The sequence below is a fragment of the Salirhabdus salicampi genome, from assembly GCF_024259515.1.
GTDB classification, from domain to species: domain Bacteria; phylum Bacillota; class Bacilli; order Bacillales; family Alkalibacillaceae; genus Salirhabdus_A; species Salirhabdus_A salicampi.
This window is the reverse complement of the sequence record NZ_JANBWE010000002.1, coordinates 64564-80193: the sequence shown is the minus strand read 5'-3', so window position 1 is coordinate 80193 and position 15630 is coordinate 64564. Positions and strand designations below refer to the sequence as shown.

General features: G+C 38.6%; 15 protein-coding genes. All 15 read left to right on the top strand.

Annotated elements, in window-relative coordinates; translation table 11 throughout:
- Positions 1-101 precede the first annotated feature (101 nt).
- The 15 genes from yfmF (at position 102) to NLW78_RS06315 (ending at position 15480) form a co-directional block, all read left to right on the top strand.
- Complete coding sequence (gene yfmF / locus NLW78_RS06385) at positions 102-1388, top strand: EF-P 5-aminopentanol modification-associated protein YfmF (protein ID WP_254496184.1); 1287 nt, start codon at positions 102-104, stop codon at positions 1386-1388.
- Positions 1385-2668, top strand: a complete 1284-nt coding sequence (yfmH, locus tag NLW78_RS06380) for an EF-P 5-aminopentanol modification-associated protein YfmH (RefSeq protein ID WP_254496183.1) — start codon at positions 1385-1387, stop codon at positions 2666-2668. Before yfmF ends, yfmH begins: the two co-directional genes overlap by 4 nt.
- Before the next feature lie 15 nt (positions 2669-2683).
- Positions 2684-3406 carry an elongation factor P 5-aminopentanone reductase gene (ymfI, locus tag NLW78_RS06375; protein ID WP_254496182.1) on the top strand — a complete coding sequence of 241 codons (723 nt, stop codon included), beginning with the start codon at positions 2684-2686 and terminating at the stop codon, positions 3404-3406.
- Between the two features lie 75 nt (positions 3407-3481).
- Positions 3482-3742 (top strand): DUF3243 domain-containing protein, encoded by a 261-nt coding sequence (locus tag NLW78_RS06370; RefSeq protein ID WP_254496181.1) that lies wholly within the window; start codon positions 3482-3484, stop codon positions 3740-3742.
- Between the two features lie 138 nt (positions 3743-3880).
- The gene (locus tag NLW78_RS06365) at positions 3881-4675 is read left to right on the top strand and encodes a DUF3388 domain-containing protein (protein WP_254496180.1); all 795 of its coding nucleotides are present in this window, start codon (positions 3881-3883) and stop codon (positions 4673-4675) included.
- Positions 4676-4692: 17 nt separating this feature from the next.
- Positions 4693-5616, top strand: a complete 924-nt coding sequence (locus NLW78_RS06360; protein ID WP_254496179.1) for a helix-turn-helix domain-containing protein — start codon at positions 4693-4695, stop codon at positions 5614-5616.
- Positions 5617-5685: 69 nt separating this feature from the next.
- Positions 5686-6264 carry a CDP-diacylglycerol--glycerol-3-phosphate 3-phosphatidyltransferase gene (pgsA, locus tag NLW78_RS06355; RefSeq protein ID WP_254496178.1) on the top strand — a complete coding sequence of 193 codons (579 nt, stop codon included), beginning with the start codon at positions 5686-5688 and terminating at the stop codon, positions 6262-6264.
- The gene (locus NLW78_RS06350) at positions 6264-7511 is read left to right on the top strand and encodes a competence/damage-inducible protein A (RefSeq protein ID WP_254496177.1); all 1248 of its coding nucleotides are present in this window, start codon (positions 6264-6266) and stop codon (positions 7509-7511) included. The genes pgsA and NLW78_RS06350 overlap by 1 nt, the downstream gene beginning before the upstream one ends.
- A gap of 161 nt (positions 7512-7672) precedes the next feature.
- Complete coding sequence (recA, locus tag NLW78_RS06345) at positions 7673-8701, top strand: recombinase RecA (RefSeq protein WP_302328470.1); 1029 nt, start codon at positions 7673-7675, stop codon at positions 8699-8701.
- Between the two features lie 211 nt (positions 8702-8912).
- Positions 8913-10478, top strand: coding sequence for a ribonuclease Y (gene rny, locus NLW78_RS06340; RefSeq protein ID WP_254496175.1), 1566 nt, complete (start codon positions 8913-8915; stop codon positions 10476-10478).
- Between the two features lie 144 nt (positions 10479-10622).
- On the top strand, positions 10623-11420 hold the full coding sequence (locus NLW78_RS06335; protein WP_254496174.1) for a TIGR00282 family metallophosphoesterase: 798 nt from the start codon (positions 10623-10625) through the stop codon (positions 11418-11420).
- Positions 11421-11527: 107 nt separating this feature from the next.
- A complete protein-coding gene (gene spoVS, locus NLW78_RS06330; RefSeq protein ID WP_044157499.1) occupies positions 11528-11788 on the top strand; it encodes a stage V sporulation protein SpoVS in 261 nt (86 codons plus the stop codon).
- Positions 11789-11859: 71 nt separating this feature from the next.
- Positions 11860-12777, top strand: a complete 918-nt coding sequence (locus NLW78_RS06325) for a dipeptidase (protein ID WP_254496173.1) — start codon at positions 11860-11862, stop codon at positions 12775-12777.
- 86 nt (positions 12778-12863) lie between these two features.
- Positions 12864-14627 (top strand): 2-oxoacid:acceptor oxidoreductase subunit alpha, encoded by a 1764-nt coding sequence (locus NLW78_RS06320; RefSeq protein ID WP_254496172.1) that lies wholly within the window; start codon positions 12864-12866, stop codon positions 14625-14627.
- Positions 14614-15480 carry a 2-oxoacid:ferredoxin oxidoreductase subunit beta gene (locus tag NLW78_RS06315; RefSeq protein ID WP_254496171.1) on the top strand — a complete coding sequence of 289 codons (867 nt, stop codon included), beginning with the start codon at positions 14614-14616 and terminating at the stop codon, positions 15478-15480. Before NLW78_RS06320 ends, NLW78_RS06315 begins: the two co-directional genes overlap by 14 nt.
- Positions 15481-15630: the final 150 nt, after the last annotated feature.

Genomic DNA, 15630 nt, shown 5'->3' with positions numbered 1-15630 from the left:
CTTCGGTTGTATAATCGGAGTTTTTGTTTGTTTTAAAGGATATTTCTTCTAATTTCATGATATGCTAATGATAGGTTATGGATAGAGGAGGGAAATCAACAATGAGTGAGCTTATTGACCATCAATTGGAACAAAGTGGATATAAATTGCATATAGTACCGACTAAAAAATTTAAAACGACGATCATTCTCGTTCGGTTTTTAGCTCCGTTAAGCAAGGAGGCTGCTACGAAAAGGGCGTTACTCCCTTTTGTTATGCAAAAGGGGACAAAGCACTATCCTACTGAAAGAGAATTGCGAACGAAACTCGATGAGTTATATGGGTCCCAACTATCTATTGATAGCAGTAAAAAGGGGGAAAACCATTTAATCACGTTACGGATGAACTTTGTTAATGAAAAGTTTCTCAACACCTCTGAGAACCTAATGGAAAGCGCGTTACAACTCGTGAAAGAAGTACTGTTCCATCCACTCGCAGAAAATGATGCTTTTCAAACTGATATTGTGGCAAAAGAGAAGGAAACATTGAAGCAGAAAATAGAATCCATTAAAGATCAAAAAATGAGTTATGCTAACATGCGTCTCATTGATGAAATGTGTGAGAACGAACCATATAGCGTCCATGTTCATGGATATTTAGATGATTTGCAACATACCAATGAACAGAATCTTTATGATGAATATAAACAGATGATTGAGCAAGATCAAATGGACGTATATATACTGGGGGATGTCGATAAGGGACAAACAGAAGATATCGTAAAAGATGTCTTTTCATTTACCCGGAAGCCAGTGCATAACCCTGCTAAAGTAGAATTTCCATCTAATACTGAACCGAAAGAAATTGTTGAAAAGGATCAACTTCAACAGGCGAAATTACATTTAGGTTTCCGTACTGGAATTACTTTTAAAGATAACGACTATTTTTCTTTACAAGTGTACAACGGAATCTTGGGTGGCTTTCCACACTCTAAGCTGTTTGCAAATGTACGGGAAAAGCATTCGTTAGCTTACTATGCTTCCTCACGTTTTGAGAGCCATAAAGGACTATTGCTAGTCTTTAGTGGAATTGCTCCAGAAAACTTTGAGAAAACGAAAAGCATTATATTAGAACAAGTAGAAGATATGAAAAATGGCAACTTTACGGATGAAATTGTGGAAGAAACGAAGCAACTTGTCATCCATTCCTTAAAAGAAACTTTCGACCATCCCTTTGGGATTATCGAACTTTATTACCATCAAGTGTTATCAGATAAAACGATTACACCTGCCGAGATGTTCGAGCAAATTGAACAGGTAACGAAAGAGGATGTTGTAAAAGTTGGCCAAAAAGTTTCATTAGATACAACGTATTTCTTAACAAGTGCAAATGAGGGTGATCTCGCATGAATCGTGTGAAATTAAATCAATTTGATGAAACGTTATATCGAAAGACGTTAGACAATGGTTTGGAAGTTTTTTTGCTCCCAAGAAATGAAATGGAAAAAACATATGGGATTTTTTCCACGAAATATGGTTCCATTGATCAATCCTTTTCACCAATCGGTGAAGATGAGATTGTCACTGTACCTGATGGGATTGCCCACTTCTTAGAGCATAAATTATTCGAGAAAGAAGATGGAGATGTATTTCAAATTTTCTCAAAACAAGGAGCATCAGCGAATGCATATACTTCGTTTACGAGAACATCTTATTTGTTTTCTTCTACGAAATATGTGAATGAAAATGTAAATACATTACTTAATTTCGTTCAAAACCCTTATTTTTCGGACGAAACAGTAGAAAAAGAAAAAGGGATTATTGCTCAAGAAATTAAAATGTATGATGATCAGCCAGATTGGCGCTTATTTTTTGGGGTCATTCGTTCGATGTTTGCTGAACATCCTGTTCGTATTGATATTGCCGGAACAGTTGAATCCATAACGAACATTACGAAAGAGAACTTATACACTTGTTACAATACATTTTACCATCCTTCCAATATGGTACTCTTTGTAACGGGGCCGATACAACCTGAGGAAATGATGGCGTTAATTGAAGGGAATCAAGCGAAAAAGTCCTTTGATCCTCCGGAAGACATAAAACGGTCATATCCAGATGAACCAGAATCTGTAGCTGAAAAAGAAGTCATCATAAATATGCCTGTATCTACTTCCAAATGTTTGGTCGGTGTAAAACAAAAAGCTGCTAAATTGGAAAAGAACGAAATTTTATATACAAAGTTAGTGACAGACATGGTGTTCGATTATTTCTTTTCAAAGAGCGGGGAGTATTATGAACAGTTAGACCAAAAAGGTTTAATTGAGGATCAATTTGATTATGAAATATATGTAGAGAGTACCTTCGGCTTCTGTGCTATCGGTGGTGATTCACGGAAACCTAAAGAATTGTATGAAGAACTGAAACAGATGTTATTAACGATATCGCAATCGTCCATTCGAGAAGAAGACTTTGAACGGATGAAGAAAAAGAAATTAGGCGATTTAATTCGATCATTAAACTCATTAGAATCCGTCGCAAACCAATTTATTCAATACCACCAAATTGATATAAATTATTTTGATGTTTTTGACCTGTTGGATAAAATGACTGTGGAGGATTTCCAAAAGTTCTTGTCTGACTGGATTACAGAAGACCGAATTAGTGTTTGTTACGTGTTACCTGAGTAATTGGAGAGGAAAAATATGGGAGAAAAGACATGTTTAATTACAGGTGCCAGTGGGGGTATAGGTAAAGCTGTTGCTTTACAGCTTGCAGCTGAAGGCTGGCGCCTTGTTTTGCATTATAATTCAAATAAAGAAGCCGTACAAGAGCTTTTACATCAATTACCAGACAAATGCATTATGGATGTTATGAAACAAGATTTATCGCAACATGATGGTGCACACATGTTAATGGAACGTTTGCATTTTAACATTGATGCGTTTGTCAACGCTGGTGGCTCTTCCTTATTCGGTATGTTGCAAGATGCGAAAAGTGAAGAAATGGATCAAATGCTTAACTTACACATTAAAGCACCATGGATAATAGCCAAGCATGTTCTTCCCCATATGACAAAGCAACAAAATGGCCAAATCATACTCATAAGTTCGGTTTGGGGTGAAGTTGGGGCAAGTCATGAGGTTCTATACTCTACAGTGAAAGGTGCTCAAAATAGTTTCGTAAAGGCTTTGGCGAAAGAAGTAGGGTCAAGTGGAGTACAAGTGAATGCAGTTAGCCCGGGTTACATTGATACGAATATGAATCACCACTTTTCCAATGATGAAGTGGAAAGTGTGATACAGTCGATCCCCGCAAATCGGCCAGGAACAGTGGAGGAAGTAGCCAATTTCGTGTCGTTTTTATTAAGTGGACGCTCAAGCTATATCAACGGTCAAGTGTTAGGAATTAACGGTGGATGGTATTAACATATTCCTTCATACATATTCTTTTGATTACGGTTAAAACTAACTGTGAAATGTACCATAAGGAGGGATATAAGCATGTCCATCTTAGACAACTTTGAAACATGGAAGGACTTCTTAGGTGATAAACTCCATGAAGCTGAAGGCCAAGGGTTGAATCACGGTGCCATTGCTGAATTGGCAACAGAAATTGGTGATTACCTGGCAAAGAATGTTGATGCTAAGAACAGTCAAGAAGCAGTTCTTAGAGACTTGTGGAGTGTCGCTAACGATCAAGAAAAACACGCGATTGCAAACTTGATGGTGAAAATGGTTCAAAATGAAGGTACAAATCATTAAAAAACAAGAGGGGTTTTCACCCTCTTGTTTGCATTTTATTGTGAAAATTTGTAGAATTTTTTAACATATATCCTTTTCTACGATGTCAAAATCCTTTATTATAATGGTAAGTATGTGTACTTTAAAAGGAGAATCGTCATGGGAGAGCGGATAGAGTGGTACTTAGAGTATGAAATCCAACATAACCGCCCCGGATTACTTGGAGATATTTCTTCGTTGTTAGGGATGTTATCAATTAACATTGTAACAATAAATGGGGTTGAGGATTCAAGGCGGGGAATGCTACTTTTATGTGACAATGGAGAACAAGTAAACCGATTAAAATCAATCCTTGATACAATGGATACGATTACGGTTACAAAATTACGTCGCCCGAAGTTGCGTGACAGACTTGCTGTTCGGCATGGAAGATACATTCACAGTGATGTAGACGATAAAAAAACGTTTCGTTTTGTTCGGGATGAATTAGGCCTACTCGTTGATTTTATGGCGGAACTATTTATGAAAAAAGGTCATAAGTTAATCGGGATACGTGGAATGCCCCGTGTCGGAAAAACAGAATCCATTGTAGCTGCAAGTGTTTGTGCCAATAAAAGGTGGTTATTTGTGTCTAGTACTTTATTGAAACAAACGATTCGAAGTCAACTGATTAAGGATGAATACAATTCTGATAACCTGTTTATTATAGATGGGATTGTCTCGACGAAAAGAGCTAATGAGAAGCATTGGCAACTTGTCAGAGAAATCATGCGAATACCATCGGTTAAAGTTGTTGAGCATCCAGATATTTTCGTTCAACAAACCGAGTATAATTTGGAAGATTTTGACTACATAATTGAGTTAAGAAATAGTGATGATGAGGAAATTGTTTATCAAATGGAAGATCAGTCTGATTTTTCCCGTGACAACGGTTTTTCAATGTTTGATTTTTAGAGATGGATGGTGGAACAATGGAACTGGGCGAAAAACTGAAACAGGCTAGAATCGAACACGAATTGTCACTAGATGACATACAACAAAGAACAAAAATACAGAAACGCTATTTAGAAGCAATAGAAAAAGGTGACTTTTCGATATTGCCTGGCAGCTTTTATACGAGAGCATTTATTCGGGAATACGCCGATACAGTTGGACTTGACCCGAATGAATTATTAAATGAATATGAAGCAGAGCTTCCCTCCACTGAGGAAGAAAACCTTGAACAATTGTCACGATTGCAGAAACATCGAAGACAGGCAAGTACTGGGAAAAGTTCGGCCTTATTTCACATTTTACCACGTATTATCGTAGCACTTTTAATCATAGGCACAATCGTGTTTGCTTACGTATTTTATCAAGGTACTATTGATCCGGCTAATGATTCAGATCAGGAAGATGATTCAAATCAGCCAATTGAATATCAACGAAACGAAGAAGAACAACAGCAGGATCAACCAAATGAAAACGACGAAGAGTCAGCTGCACAAGAGGATGGAAATGATAAAGAACAACTTTCTGAGGAAATACCAGAAGAAGAACCAGAACAGCCTAAGCAAACCTTATCGTTAATCAGTACAGATGATGGGGGACCATCCTCTGTATATGAATTAACAAACGCTGAACAATTCGTATTAACATTTGAAACAGAAAATGAGAGTTGGTTAACGGTTCGGAATGAAAAGAATAAAAAGTTTTTCGACGATATGATGAACGAAGATAAATCACCAACGGAAGTAGATGTAACAGGTGAAAAAGAAGTTGTACTGATTATCGGCCGTTCCGTAGATTTAAATATTAAAATTAACGGTGAACCATTTGAGTATCCGTTTGACCCTACGGAATCAAAGAACTATTACCAACAAGTGAAAATTTTGTTTAAAGAAGAAAGTGAATAAACTAGTGAAGTCATCGTGTTGACGATGACTTTTCTTACGTTGAATCACTTAAAAGATGGAGGCGTTAAGATGAATATCCCAAATCGAATTACCCTTTCACGTATTTTTTTAATCCCGTTGTTTATTTTCCTTCTTGCATATCCGTTTGAATGGGGAGCGATGAACATTGGAGAAAGTGACCTTCCTGTTTCCCATTTTGTAGCAGCACTAATTTTTATTTTTGCATCTGCTACTGATTGGGTGGATGGATATTATGCACGGAAGTACAATTTAGTAACAAATTTAGGGAAATTTCTCGATCCCCTTGCTGATAAGTTGCTTGTGTCGGCAGCTTTTATTCTACTCGTAGAACTAGGTCAAGCACCGGCCTGGGTAGTCATTGTTATTATAAGTAGAGAATTTGCCATCACTGGTCTTCGTTTAGTGGCGTCCGGTGAAGGAATTGTACTAGCAGCGAGCCAAATGGGGAAATGGAAGACGACCATTCAAATCATAGCCATTGCAACTTTGCTTTTACATAACTTTCCGTTTTCTTATATTGGTTTCCCATTTGCAACGATTTCATTATACGCAGCTTTAATTATTACCGTTGTATCTGGGGTTGACTACTTTATAAAAAATTGGCATGTAATGAGGGGTTCAAAATAATGAAGAACATACAGGCAGAGATTATATCCGTTGGAACTGAATTGTTGTTAGGGCAAATTACTGACACCAATAGTCAATGGCTCTCCCAAAAGTTAAACGACCTCGGTGTAAATGTATATTATCATCAAACAGTTGGAGATAACGCCGACCGTGTTACAAGTGTATTACAGATGGCACAGCAACGGTCGCAGCTTGTCATCGTAACAGGAGGGCTCGGCCCTACTGAAGACGATTTAACGAGGGAATCTGCTATAAACGTGTTGAACAGGTCATTAGTCATTGATCAAACATCCTTAAAGCGTGTTGAAGCTCATTTTGAGAAGAATGGTATACCAATGACAGAAAATAACCGAAAACAAGCGGTTGTATTTGAAAATGCAACTGTATTTCAAAATGATGAAGGAATGGCACCGGGAATGTTCGTTGAACATGAAGGAACAGGATGGATCTTTCTGCCTGGTGTTCCGCGCGAGATGAAGGCGATTATGAATGAAAAAGTCATTCCATTTTTAAAACAAAAGTATGAATTAACAGGTCAGCTTGTTTCACGAGAATTAAAATTTATCGGTATTGGAGAATCGACCTTAGAAGATAAAATCTCACATATTATTCAAAGTCAATCAAACCCAACTATTGCTCCACTTGCAGGAGATGACGGCGTGTTGCTTAGGTTATCTGCGAAAGCCACTACAAAGGAAAAGGGATACGCCCTTATTGACGAACTGCAACAGCGAATTTTTCAAGTCGTTGGGGAATATTGTTATGGAATTGATCATGATACAATTGAGAGTACCGTGTTGAACATAATGGAGGAAAAACATATGACATTATCCTCCGCGGAGAGTCTAACAGGTGGACGTTTCATTGAAAAACTCGTATCTGTCCCAGGCGCTTCGAAAGTTGTGAGGGGATCGATAGTGAGTTATCAAAGGGAAGTGAAAGAAAAACTGTTACTAGTTTCATCGGGAACAATTGATCAGTATGGAACCATTAGTGAGCAGTGTGCTTTTGAAATGGTCGAAAACGTTCAAAACATGATGCATACAGATATCAGTATGAGTTTTACTGGTAATGCAGGACCAGACCCGATAGAAGGGAAACCGGTTGGAACCGTTTATATCGGAATTAAACAGGGTTCAAACCCTCCTCAAATTTACGCCTATACGTTTCACGGGAGTCGTGATAATATTAGAAACCGGGCAGTTAAAAAAGGGTATGAACTATTGTATAAATTGCTAAAATCATAATGTTCCATTGCTTATTTACTAGAAACAGCCATTCCCATAGGGATTTGGCAGTTTTATCAATATACGGTAATGAAAAAAACAGAACATTTATTCGCATTTTTGTTGGCAAACTATCAAAAAAACGTTATAGTAGTAATAGAAAGTTTAAAGGAGGAAGAATGTTGAGCGAACGTAAACAAGCCTTAGATATGGCGTTAAGACAAATAGAAAAGCAATTTGGTAAGGGTTCTATTATGAAGTTAGGGGAACAGGCAGAACAGAGAGTTTCTACTGTATCAAGTGGGTCGTTAGCACTTGACGTTGCTTTAGGAGTTGGTGGCTATCCCCGTGGACGTGTTGTAGAAATTTACGGACCTGAATCTTCTGGTAAGACAACTGTTGCCTTGCATGCTATTGCTGAAGCACAAAGAAACGGTGGTCAGGCAGCTTTTATAGATGCAGAGCACGCACTTGATCCTGTATACGCCAGGAATCTAGGTGTAAATATAGAAGAGTTGCTTCTATCACAACCTGATACAGGGGAGCAGGCGCTTGAGATTGCGGAAGCACTTGTAAGAAGTGGTGCAGTTGACATTATTGTTGTTGACTCTGTTGCAGCACTTGTTCCGAAAGCGGAAATTGAAGGCGAAATGGGAGACTCTCATGTAGGGTTACAAGCACGTTTAATGTCACAAGCATTACGTAAGCTTTCTGGTGCTATTAACAAGTCCAAAACTACTGCTATTTTCATTAACCAAATTCGTGAAAAGGTTGGCGTTATGTTTGGGAACCCAGAAACAACGCCAGGTGGCCGTGCTTTAAAGTTCTATTCTTCCGTACGCTTAGAGGTACGCCGTGCAGAAACATTAAAGCAAGGGAACGATATGGTAGGGAATAAAACGAAAATTAAAGTTGTGAAAAACAAAGTAGCTCCTCCATTTAAACAGGCGGAAGTTGATATTATGTATGGTGAAGGGATTTCCAAAGAAGGAGAATTGATCGATATCGGTAGTAATCTTGATATTGTTCAAAAGAGCGGATCATGGTATTCCTACAACAATGAGAAGCTAGGACAAGGCCGAGAAAATGCAAAACAATTTTTAAGAGAAAATGAAGATGTTCTTACAGAGATTAACCAAGCGATTCGTGGTCATTATAAATTAGATGAAGAATCAGGTGAACAAGAAGAACAGCAAGAGTTAGATGCATAAAAAAATCAAGCCCTTTCTGCCAAAATGTGCGGAAAGGGTTTTAAATTTGACAATTCCTTGACAATGAAATTTCTCAGGCTTAAAATTAGTATGTATAATTTTATTTTTCATTGAATTATGTTTTAAAATGAAATGTGAAGAATCAAATGGAATGTTGTACATGCCGACTGAAAAGAATTGTACTAGCATTACAGCAAGAGGAGGTGAATAGATGGACAGTTTAGTCACCCTCATCATCTCCATTTTGCTTGCCGTTGTTGTCGGTATTGTTGTTGGTTATTTAATTCGCAAGTCTATTGCTGAGGCAAAAATTTCGAGTGCTGAAAACTTGGCAAAACAAATTGTCGAAGAAGGGCGAAGAAATGCTGAAGCCGCAAAACGTGAGGCGCTTTTAGAGGCTAAGGATGAAATACATCAGTTGCGTCAAGAGACGGACAATGAACTTCGTGATAGAAGAACGGAAGTTCAGAAACAAGAAAATCGTCTTATGCAAAAAGAAGAAAACTTGGATCGTAAAAGTGAATCGCTGGATAAGCGCGAGCTCATGTTAGAGAAGAAAGAAGAATCACTTGCTGAAAAACAACAACATCTGCAAGAGATGGAAAGCAAAGTGGACGAGTTGATGAAGAAACAGCAAGCTGAGCTTGAACGCATTTCCGGTTACACAACTGACCAAGCTAAACAAGTAATTTTAGAGCGTGTTGAAAAAGAGATTTCACACGAAACGGCCGTCATGATTAAAGAATCTGAAAACCGTGCAAAAGAAGCAGCTGACAAAAAAGCAAAAGAAATGTTATCTCTTGCTATGCAACGTTGTGCTGCTGATCACGTAGCTGAAACTACTGTGTCAGTCGTAAACTTACCAAATGACGAGATGAAAGGTCGAATTATTGGACGAGAAGGTCGAAATATTCGAGCTTTAGAAACTTTAACAGGAATTGATCTCATTATTGATGATACGCCAGAAGCAGTTATTCTATCAGGATTTGATCCAATCCGTAGGGAAACGGCTCGTTTAGCTCTTGAAAAGTTAGTCCAAGATGGACGAATCCACCCTGCACGTATTGAGGAAATGGTTGATAAATCTCGTCGCGAAGTGGATGAATATATCCGCGAAGTTGGTGAAGAGGCAACGTTTGAAGTTGGTGTTCACGGACTACATCCAGATTTAATCAAGATTCTAGGTCGATTAAAATTCCGTACGAGCTATGGTCAAAATGTACTGAAACACTCAATGGAAGTAGCGTATTTAGCTGGTTTGTTGGCAGCGGAATTAGGGGAAGACGAACGTCTAGCTCGCCGTGCTGGCTTACTACATGATATCGGAAAAGCAATTGATCACGAAGTGGAAGGAAGTCACGTAGAAATTGGTGTTGAACTTGCGCGTAAATACAAGGAGCATGAAGTTGTAAAGAACGCCATTGCTTCCCACCATGGTGACGAAGAACCAACTTCTATTATTTCCATATTAGTAGCTGCTGCTGATGCTTTATCTGCAGCACGTCCAGGTGCACGAAGTGAGACGCTTGAGAACTATATTAAACGATTGGAAAAGCTGGAAGAGATCTCCGATGCATATGAAGGGGTAGAAAAATCATATGCAATCCAAGCAGGTCGTGAAATTCGTATTATGGTTCGTCCAGACGAAATTGATGATGCAGAATCTTTACGACTTGCTCGAGACATCCGAAAGCGAATTGAAGATGAACTGAATTATCCGGGTCACATTAAAGTGACAGTAATTCGGGAAACAAGAGCAGTAGAATATGCAAAATAAGCGACCGATTTTGGTCGCTTTTTTTGTTTGTTTTCATAAGATGGGAAAATATGGCGATTCTATAGAGAGAGCTTTTGACTTTTATTACATCTTATGTGAAACTGAAACCGTACATACATGAATGATAGGAGATAGGAAGAAATCATGAAAATATTATTTATCGGAGATATTGTCGGATCCATAGGACGACAGATGCTTCAAGATCATTTACCGAAATTAAAGAAAAAATATCACCCAGATGTAACCATTGTGAACGGAGAAAATGCTGCACATGGAAAAGGGATTACCGAAAAAATTTATAATAACTTTTTGCAGTGGGGTGCTGATGTTATCACATTAGGAAACCATGCATGGGATAAAAGGGAAATATTTGATTTTATTGATAATGCAGAACGCATGGCTCGACCAGCAAATTTCCCAGAAGATACACCAGGGAAAGGCATTGTCTACTATAAGGTCGGGGCGAATACAGTAGCTGTGATTAATATCCAAGGTAGAACCTTTATGCCACCGTTAGAGGACCCATTCCGAGAAGTAGACCGACTCATTAAAGAAGCCAAGAAAAAAACCTCTATAATATTTATCGACTTTCATGCTGAAGCAACTAGTGAAAAGCAGGCTCTCGGATGGTACGTGGATGGTAGAGCTAGCGCAGTTGTTGGAACACATACACATGTGCAGACAGCGGATGAGAGAATCTTACATGAAGGAACGGCGTATATTACCGACGTAGGTATGACTGGCCCATATGATGGCATTTTAGGAGTGGAAAAATCTGACGTCATCCGTCGATTCCTGACGAGTTTACCTGTCCGGTTTGAAGTACCAGATAAAGGTAGAGCCCAATTAAGCGGAGTTATAGTCGACATAGATTCTAAAACTGGCAGGTCAAAAAGTATAAAAAGAATCACAATAAACGATGATCACCCATTTTTTGATTAAATATTTGAATTTTTCAAAAAATTAGTCCATAATAAAGAGGAATAAGTTATTATTTCATGAATATAGTAATTGTGGAAGAATATTAGAAAATTAAGGAGGAACTAGTAATGGAAATATTAAAAGTTTCAGCAAAATCAAATCCCAACTCTGTAGCAGGTGCCCTCGCAAATGTATTAAGGGAACGGGGGTCGGCTGAAATTCAAGCTATAGGGGCTGGTGCTTTGAATCAGGCGGTGAAAGCTGTAGCGATTGCACGAGGTTTCGTAGCGCCTAGTGGTGTTGACTTAATTTGTATTCCTGCCTTTACTGACATCATGATTGATAACGAAGAGCGTACGGCTATTAAGTTAATTGTTGAACCTAGATAATGGAAGCTTAGGCCTGTTTGCTCGACTGCAAACAGGTTTTATTTTTATAGTTTAGGAGGGAATAATCTACTTTGATTATTGATGCACACTGTGATGTACTATATCAACTATGGAAAAATCCTAGTTTACACTTTAAGGATAGTCCAGAATTACGAGTAAATTATCATAAGTGGATGAAAAGTGACGTGAAAGTACAATGCTTTGCAATTTTTGTCCCCGATGATGTACCAGATGACCTGCAATTCCGTGTTACTCTTGATATGGTGAATCTATTTTATGAGAATATTATAGCGCCTTATGAAAACATAAAACTAGTAAAAACAAAATCAGATATACAACAGTTACAAGAGCATGAAAAAGGTGCAATGTTGACTCTAGAGGGTTGCCATCCGATTGGACAAGATGTAGTAAAGTTAAAAACGTTACTACATCTCGGTGTGCGATCAGTTGGCTTAACGTGGAACAACAGCAATGCTACGTGTGATGGAATAGGGGAAGAACGCGGAGCTGGTTTGACATCCTTCGGATATGACGTTGTGGAAACGTTAAACACATACGGTGTTTGGGCAGATGTTTCGCATATATCATACCAAGGATTTTGGGATGTTTTAGATGTGGCTGAATATCCAGTTGCAACTCATTCAAATGCGTATGACCTTATGCCCCATAAACGAAACTTAGATGATAAACAAATAAAAGCTTTAATTGATGCGAACGGTTTTATCGGTATGACATTTGTTCCTGAGTTTTTAACTACAGACAATCGTGCTCACGTTAAACATGTTGTCCAACACATGGAAAAGATCCTTGAATTAGGTGGTGAAGATGTAATCGGATTAGGATCTGATTTTGATGGAACAAGTGGAGTTGTAAAAGGAATTAAAGATCATGAGGAATACAATTCGTTCGTGAAACAGTTAGAAAAAACCTTTTCGAAGACAACGGTACATAAACTAACATTTCAAAACTTTTTGAATACATTACCGTAAGTAAGTTATAGCGTATCTGTATAAACTAGTTTTTTTAGCAAATTATAGTTTTTTATTTTATGAGAATGTTAAGGGGTGGCTTGAACATGATTAACCAATTGTCCTGGAAAGTAGGCGGGCAACAAGGTGAGGGAATTGAAAGTACTGGTGAAATTTTTGCAACAGCGTTAAATCGACTGGGCTACTATTTATACGGCTACCGTCACTTTTCCTCACGTATAAAAGGTGGCCATACGAATAACAAAATTCGAGTTTCGACCACATATGTTCGGTCAATACAAGATGATTTAGATATTCTTGTAGCATTTGATCAAGAAACAATTGACGTTAACTTCCACGAGCTCCATGACAGAGGAGTCGTGTTAGCAGACGCTAAATTTAAACCAACCATTCCAGAGGGTACAGGGGTTAAACTATTTGCCGTACCTTTTACAGACATTGCGAGGGACCTTGGTACATCATTAATGAAAAATATGGTGGCGGTTGGGGCATCTAGCGCAGTACTAGACTTACAACCGAATGTGTTTCGTGATGTTGTGGAAGAAATTTTTGGTCGTAAAGGTGAAAAAATCGTAGAGAAAAACATGGAGGCAATTGCAGAAGGTGCCCAATTCATTCGTAATTCGGTAGACGGAGACGCTCCTTCTATGAAACTATCAGCCGCTGATGGCAAACGAAGAATGTTTATGATTGGGAATGATGCGATTTCTCTCGGTTTCCTGACGGGTGGATGCCGCTTCATGGCAGCATATCCGATTACTCCTGCCTCTGAAATTATGGAGTATATGATTAAAAAATTACCACAATTCGGGGGTACAGTAATACAGACAGAGGATGAGATGGCTGCAGCAACAATGGCTATTGGCTCGAACTATGCAGGTGTAAGAGCAATAACCGCCTCTGCAGGACCGGGACTATCACTAATGATGGAATCGATTGGCTTAGCCGGTATGACTGAGACACCAATCGTCATTGTGGATACTCAACGTGGTGGTCCAAGTACTGGTTTACCAACCAAACAAGAACAATCTGACTTAATGTCTATGATATACGGAACACACGGGGAGATTCCGAAAATTGTTATGGCACCAAGTACCGTAGAAGAGGCATTTTTCGATGCGGTGGAGGCATTGAATTACGCTGAGGAATATCAATGTCCAGTCATCCTGTTATCAGACCTACAATTGTCACTAGGTAAACAAACAGTTGATCCTTTGGATATCGAAAATGTAGAAATTCGAAGAGGAAAATTAGAGATCTCTCCGGATTTACCTGAACTAGGTAAGGGAGAATATTTCAAACGTTATGAAGTGACAGAGGATGGCGTATCACAAAGGATATTACCAGGGACGAAAAATGGTATTTACCATGTTACTGGTGTAGAACATGACGAGACGGGGAAACCTTCGGAAAAACCAGATAACCGTAAAAATCAAATGGATAAACGCTTACGGAAATTACGTGATCTACCAGATCGTTTCCATACACCCGTTTATAAAAAGACAAATTATGATGAACCAGATATTTTGTTTGTCGGCTATATATCCACACGGGGTGTTATTGAAGAGGTTATGGAACGTTTAGAAAAAGACGGATTAAAAGTAAATCATGCACACATTCGACTAATCCATCCGTTCCCAACAGAAGAGGTGAAGGGGTTAGTAGAAAAGGCGAAAAAAGTGGTTGTCGTCGAACATAATGCAACGAGTCAACTGGCGAATATTATGAAAATGAACGTCGGTTACCATGACAAATTCGAAAGCATTTTGAAGTATGACGGTACCCCATTTTTACCGGGTGAACTATACAAAGAAGTAATGCAAGGAGTTGTTGTAAATGGCAACGTTTAAAGATTTCCGTAATAATGTAAAACCAAACTGGTGCCCAGGTTGTGGAGATTTTTCCGTTCAGGCTGCGATGCAGCGAGCAGCTGCTAACGTTGGCCTAGAACCTGAAGATTTAGCAGTCATATCGGGGATTGGATGTTCCGGCCGTATATCAGGATATATTAACACTTACGGTTTTCATGGAATTCACGGTAGAGTTTTACCAATCGCACAAGGTGTGAAAATGGCCAATCGGGATATGACGGTAATCGCCGCTGGCGGTGATGGGGACGGTCTAGCGATTGGCATGGGGCATACCATACATGCTATTCGTAGAAATATTGATATTACCTATATCATTATGGATAACCAAGTATACGGGTTAACAAAAGGGCAAACATCGCCACGAAGTGAGTTCGGATTTAAGACGAAAAGTACACCGGAAGGCTCGATTGAATCATCGGTAAACATTATGGAAATGGCACTATCATCTGGAGCCTCATTCGTTGCCCAAAGCTTTTCAAGTGATTTAAAGGACTTAACAGCTATTATAGAAAAAGGGATTGAGCATAAAGGTTTCTCTTTAATTAATGTCTTTAGTCCATGTGTAACGTATAACAAAATCAACACATACGACTGGTTTAAAGAAAACTTAGTGAAACTTTCTGATGTTGACGATTATGATCGACATGATCGTGCTGCCGCGATGAAAACGTTGATGGAACATAATAGTCTCGTGACAGGTATTATATACGAGGATAAAGAGAAAAAGTCTTATCAAGAACTTGTATCTGGATACGCTGAACAGCCATTAAAAGACTCGGACCTTCAATTAGATCAACAAAAGTTTGACGAACTGATTGCGGAATTTATGTAAAGAAAAAGCTAGCTTGCTTTTAACAAGCTAGCTTTTTTATGGCCTATTTCCGGGGAAAGCGCAAAAAGAATGTTGATCTGCCTTTTTCCGGTAAGAATCGACAAGCAATACGGATAGAAATCCCTTAAGTTGATATGTTTTCTCTCATTG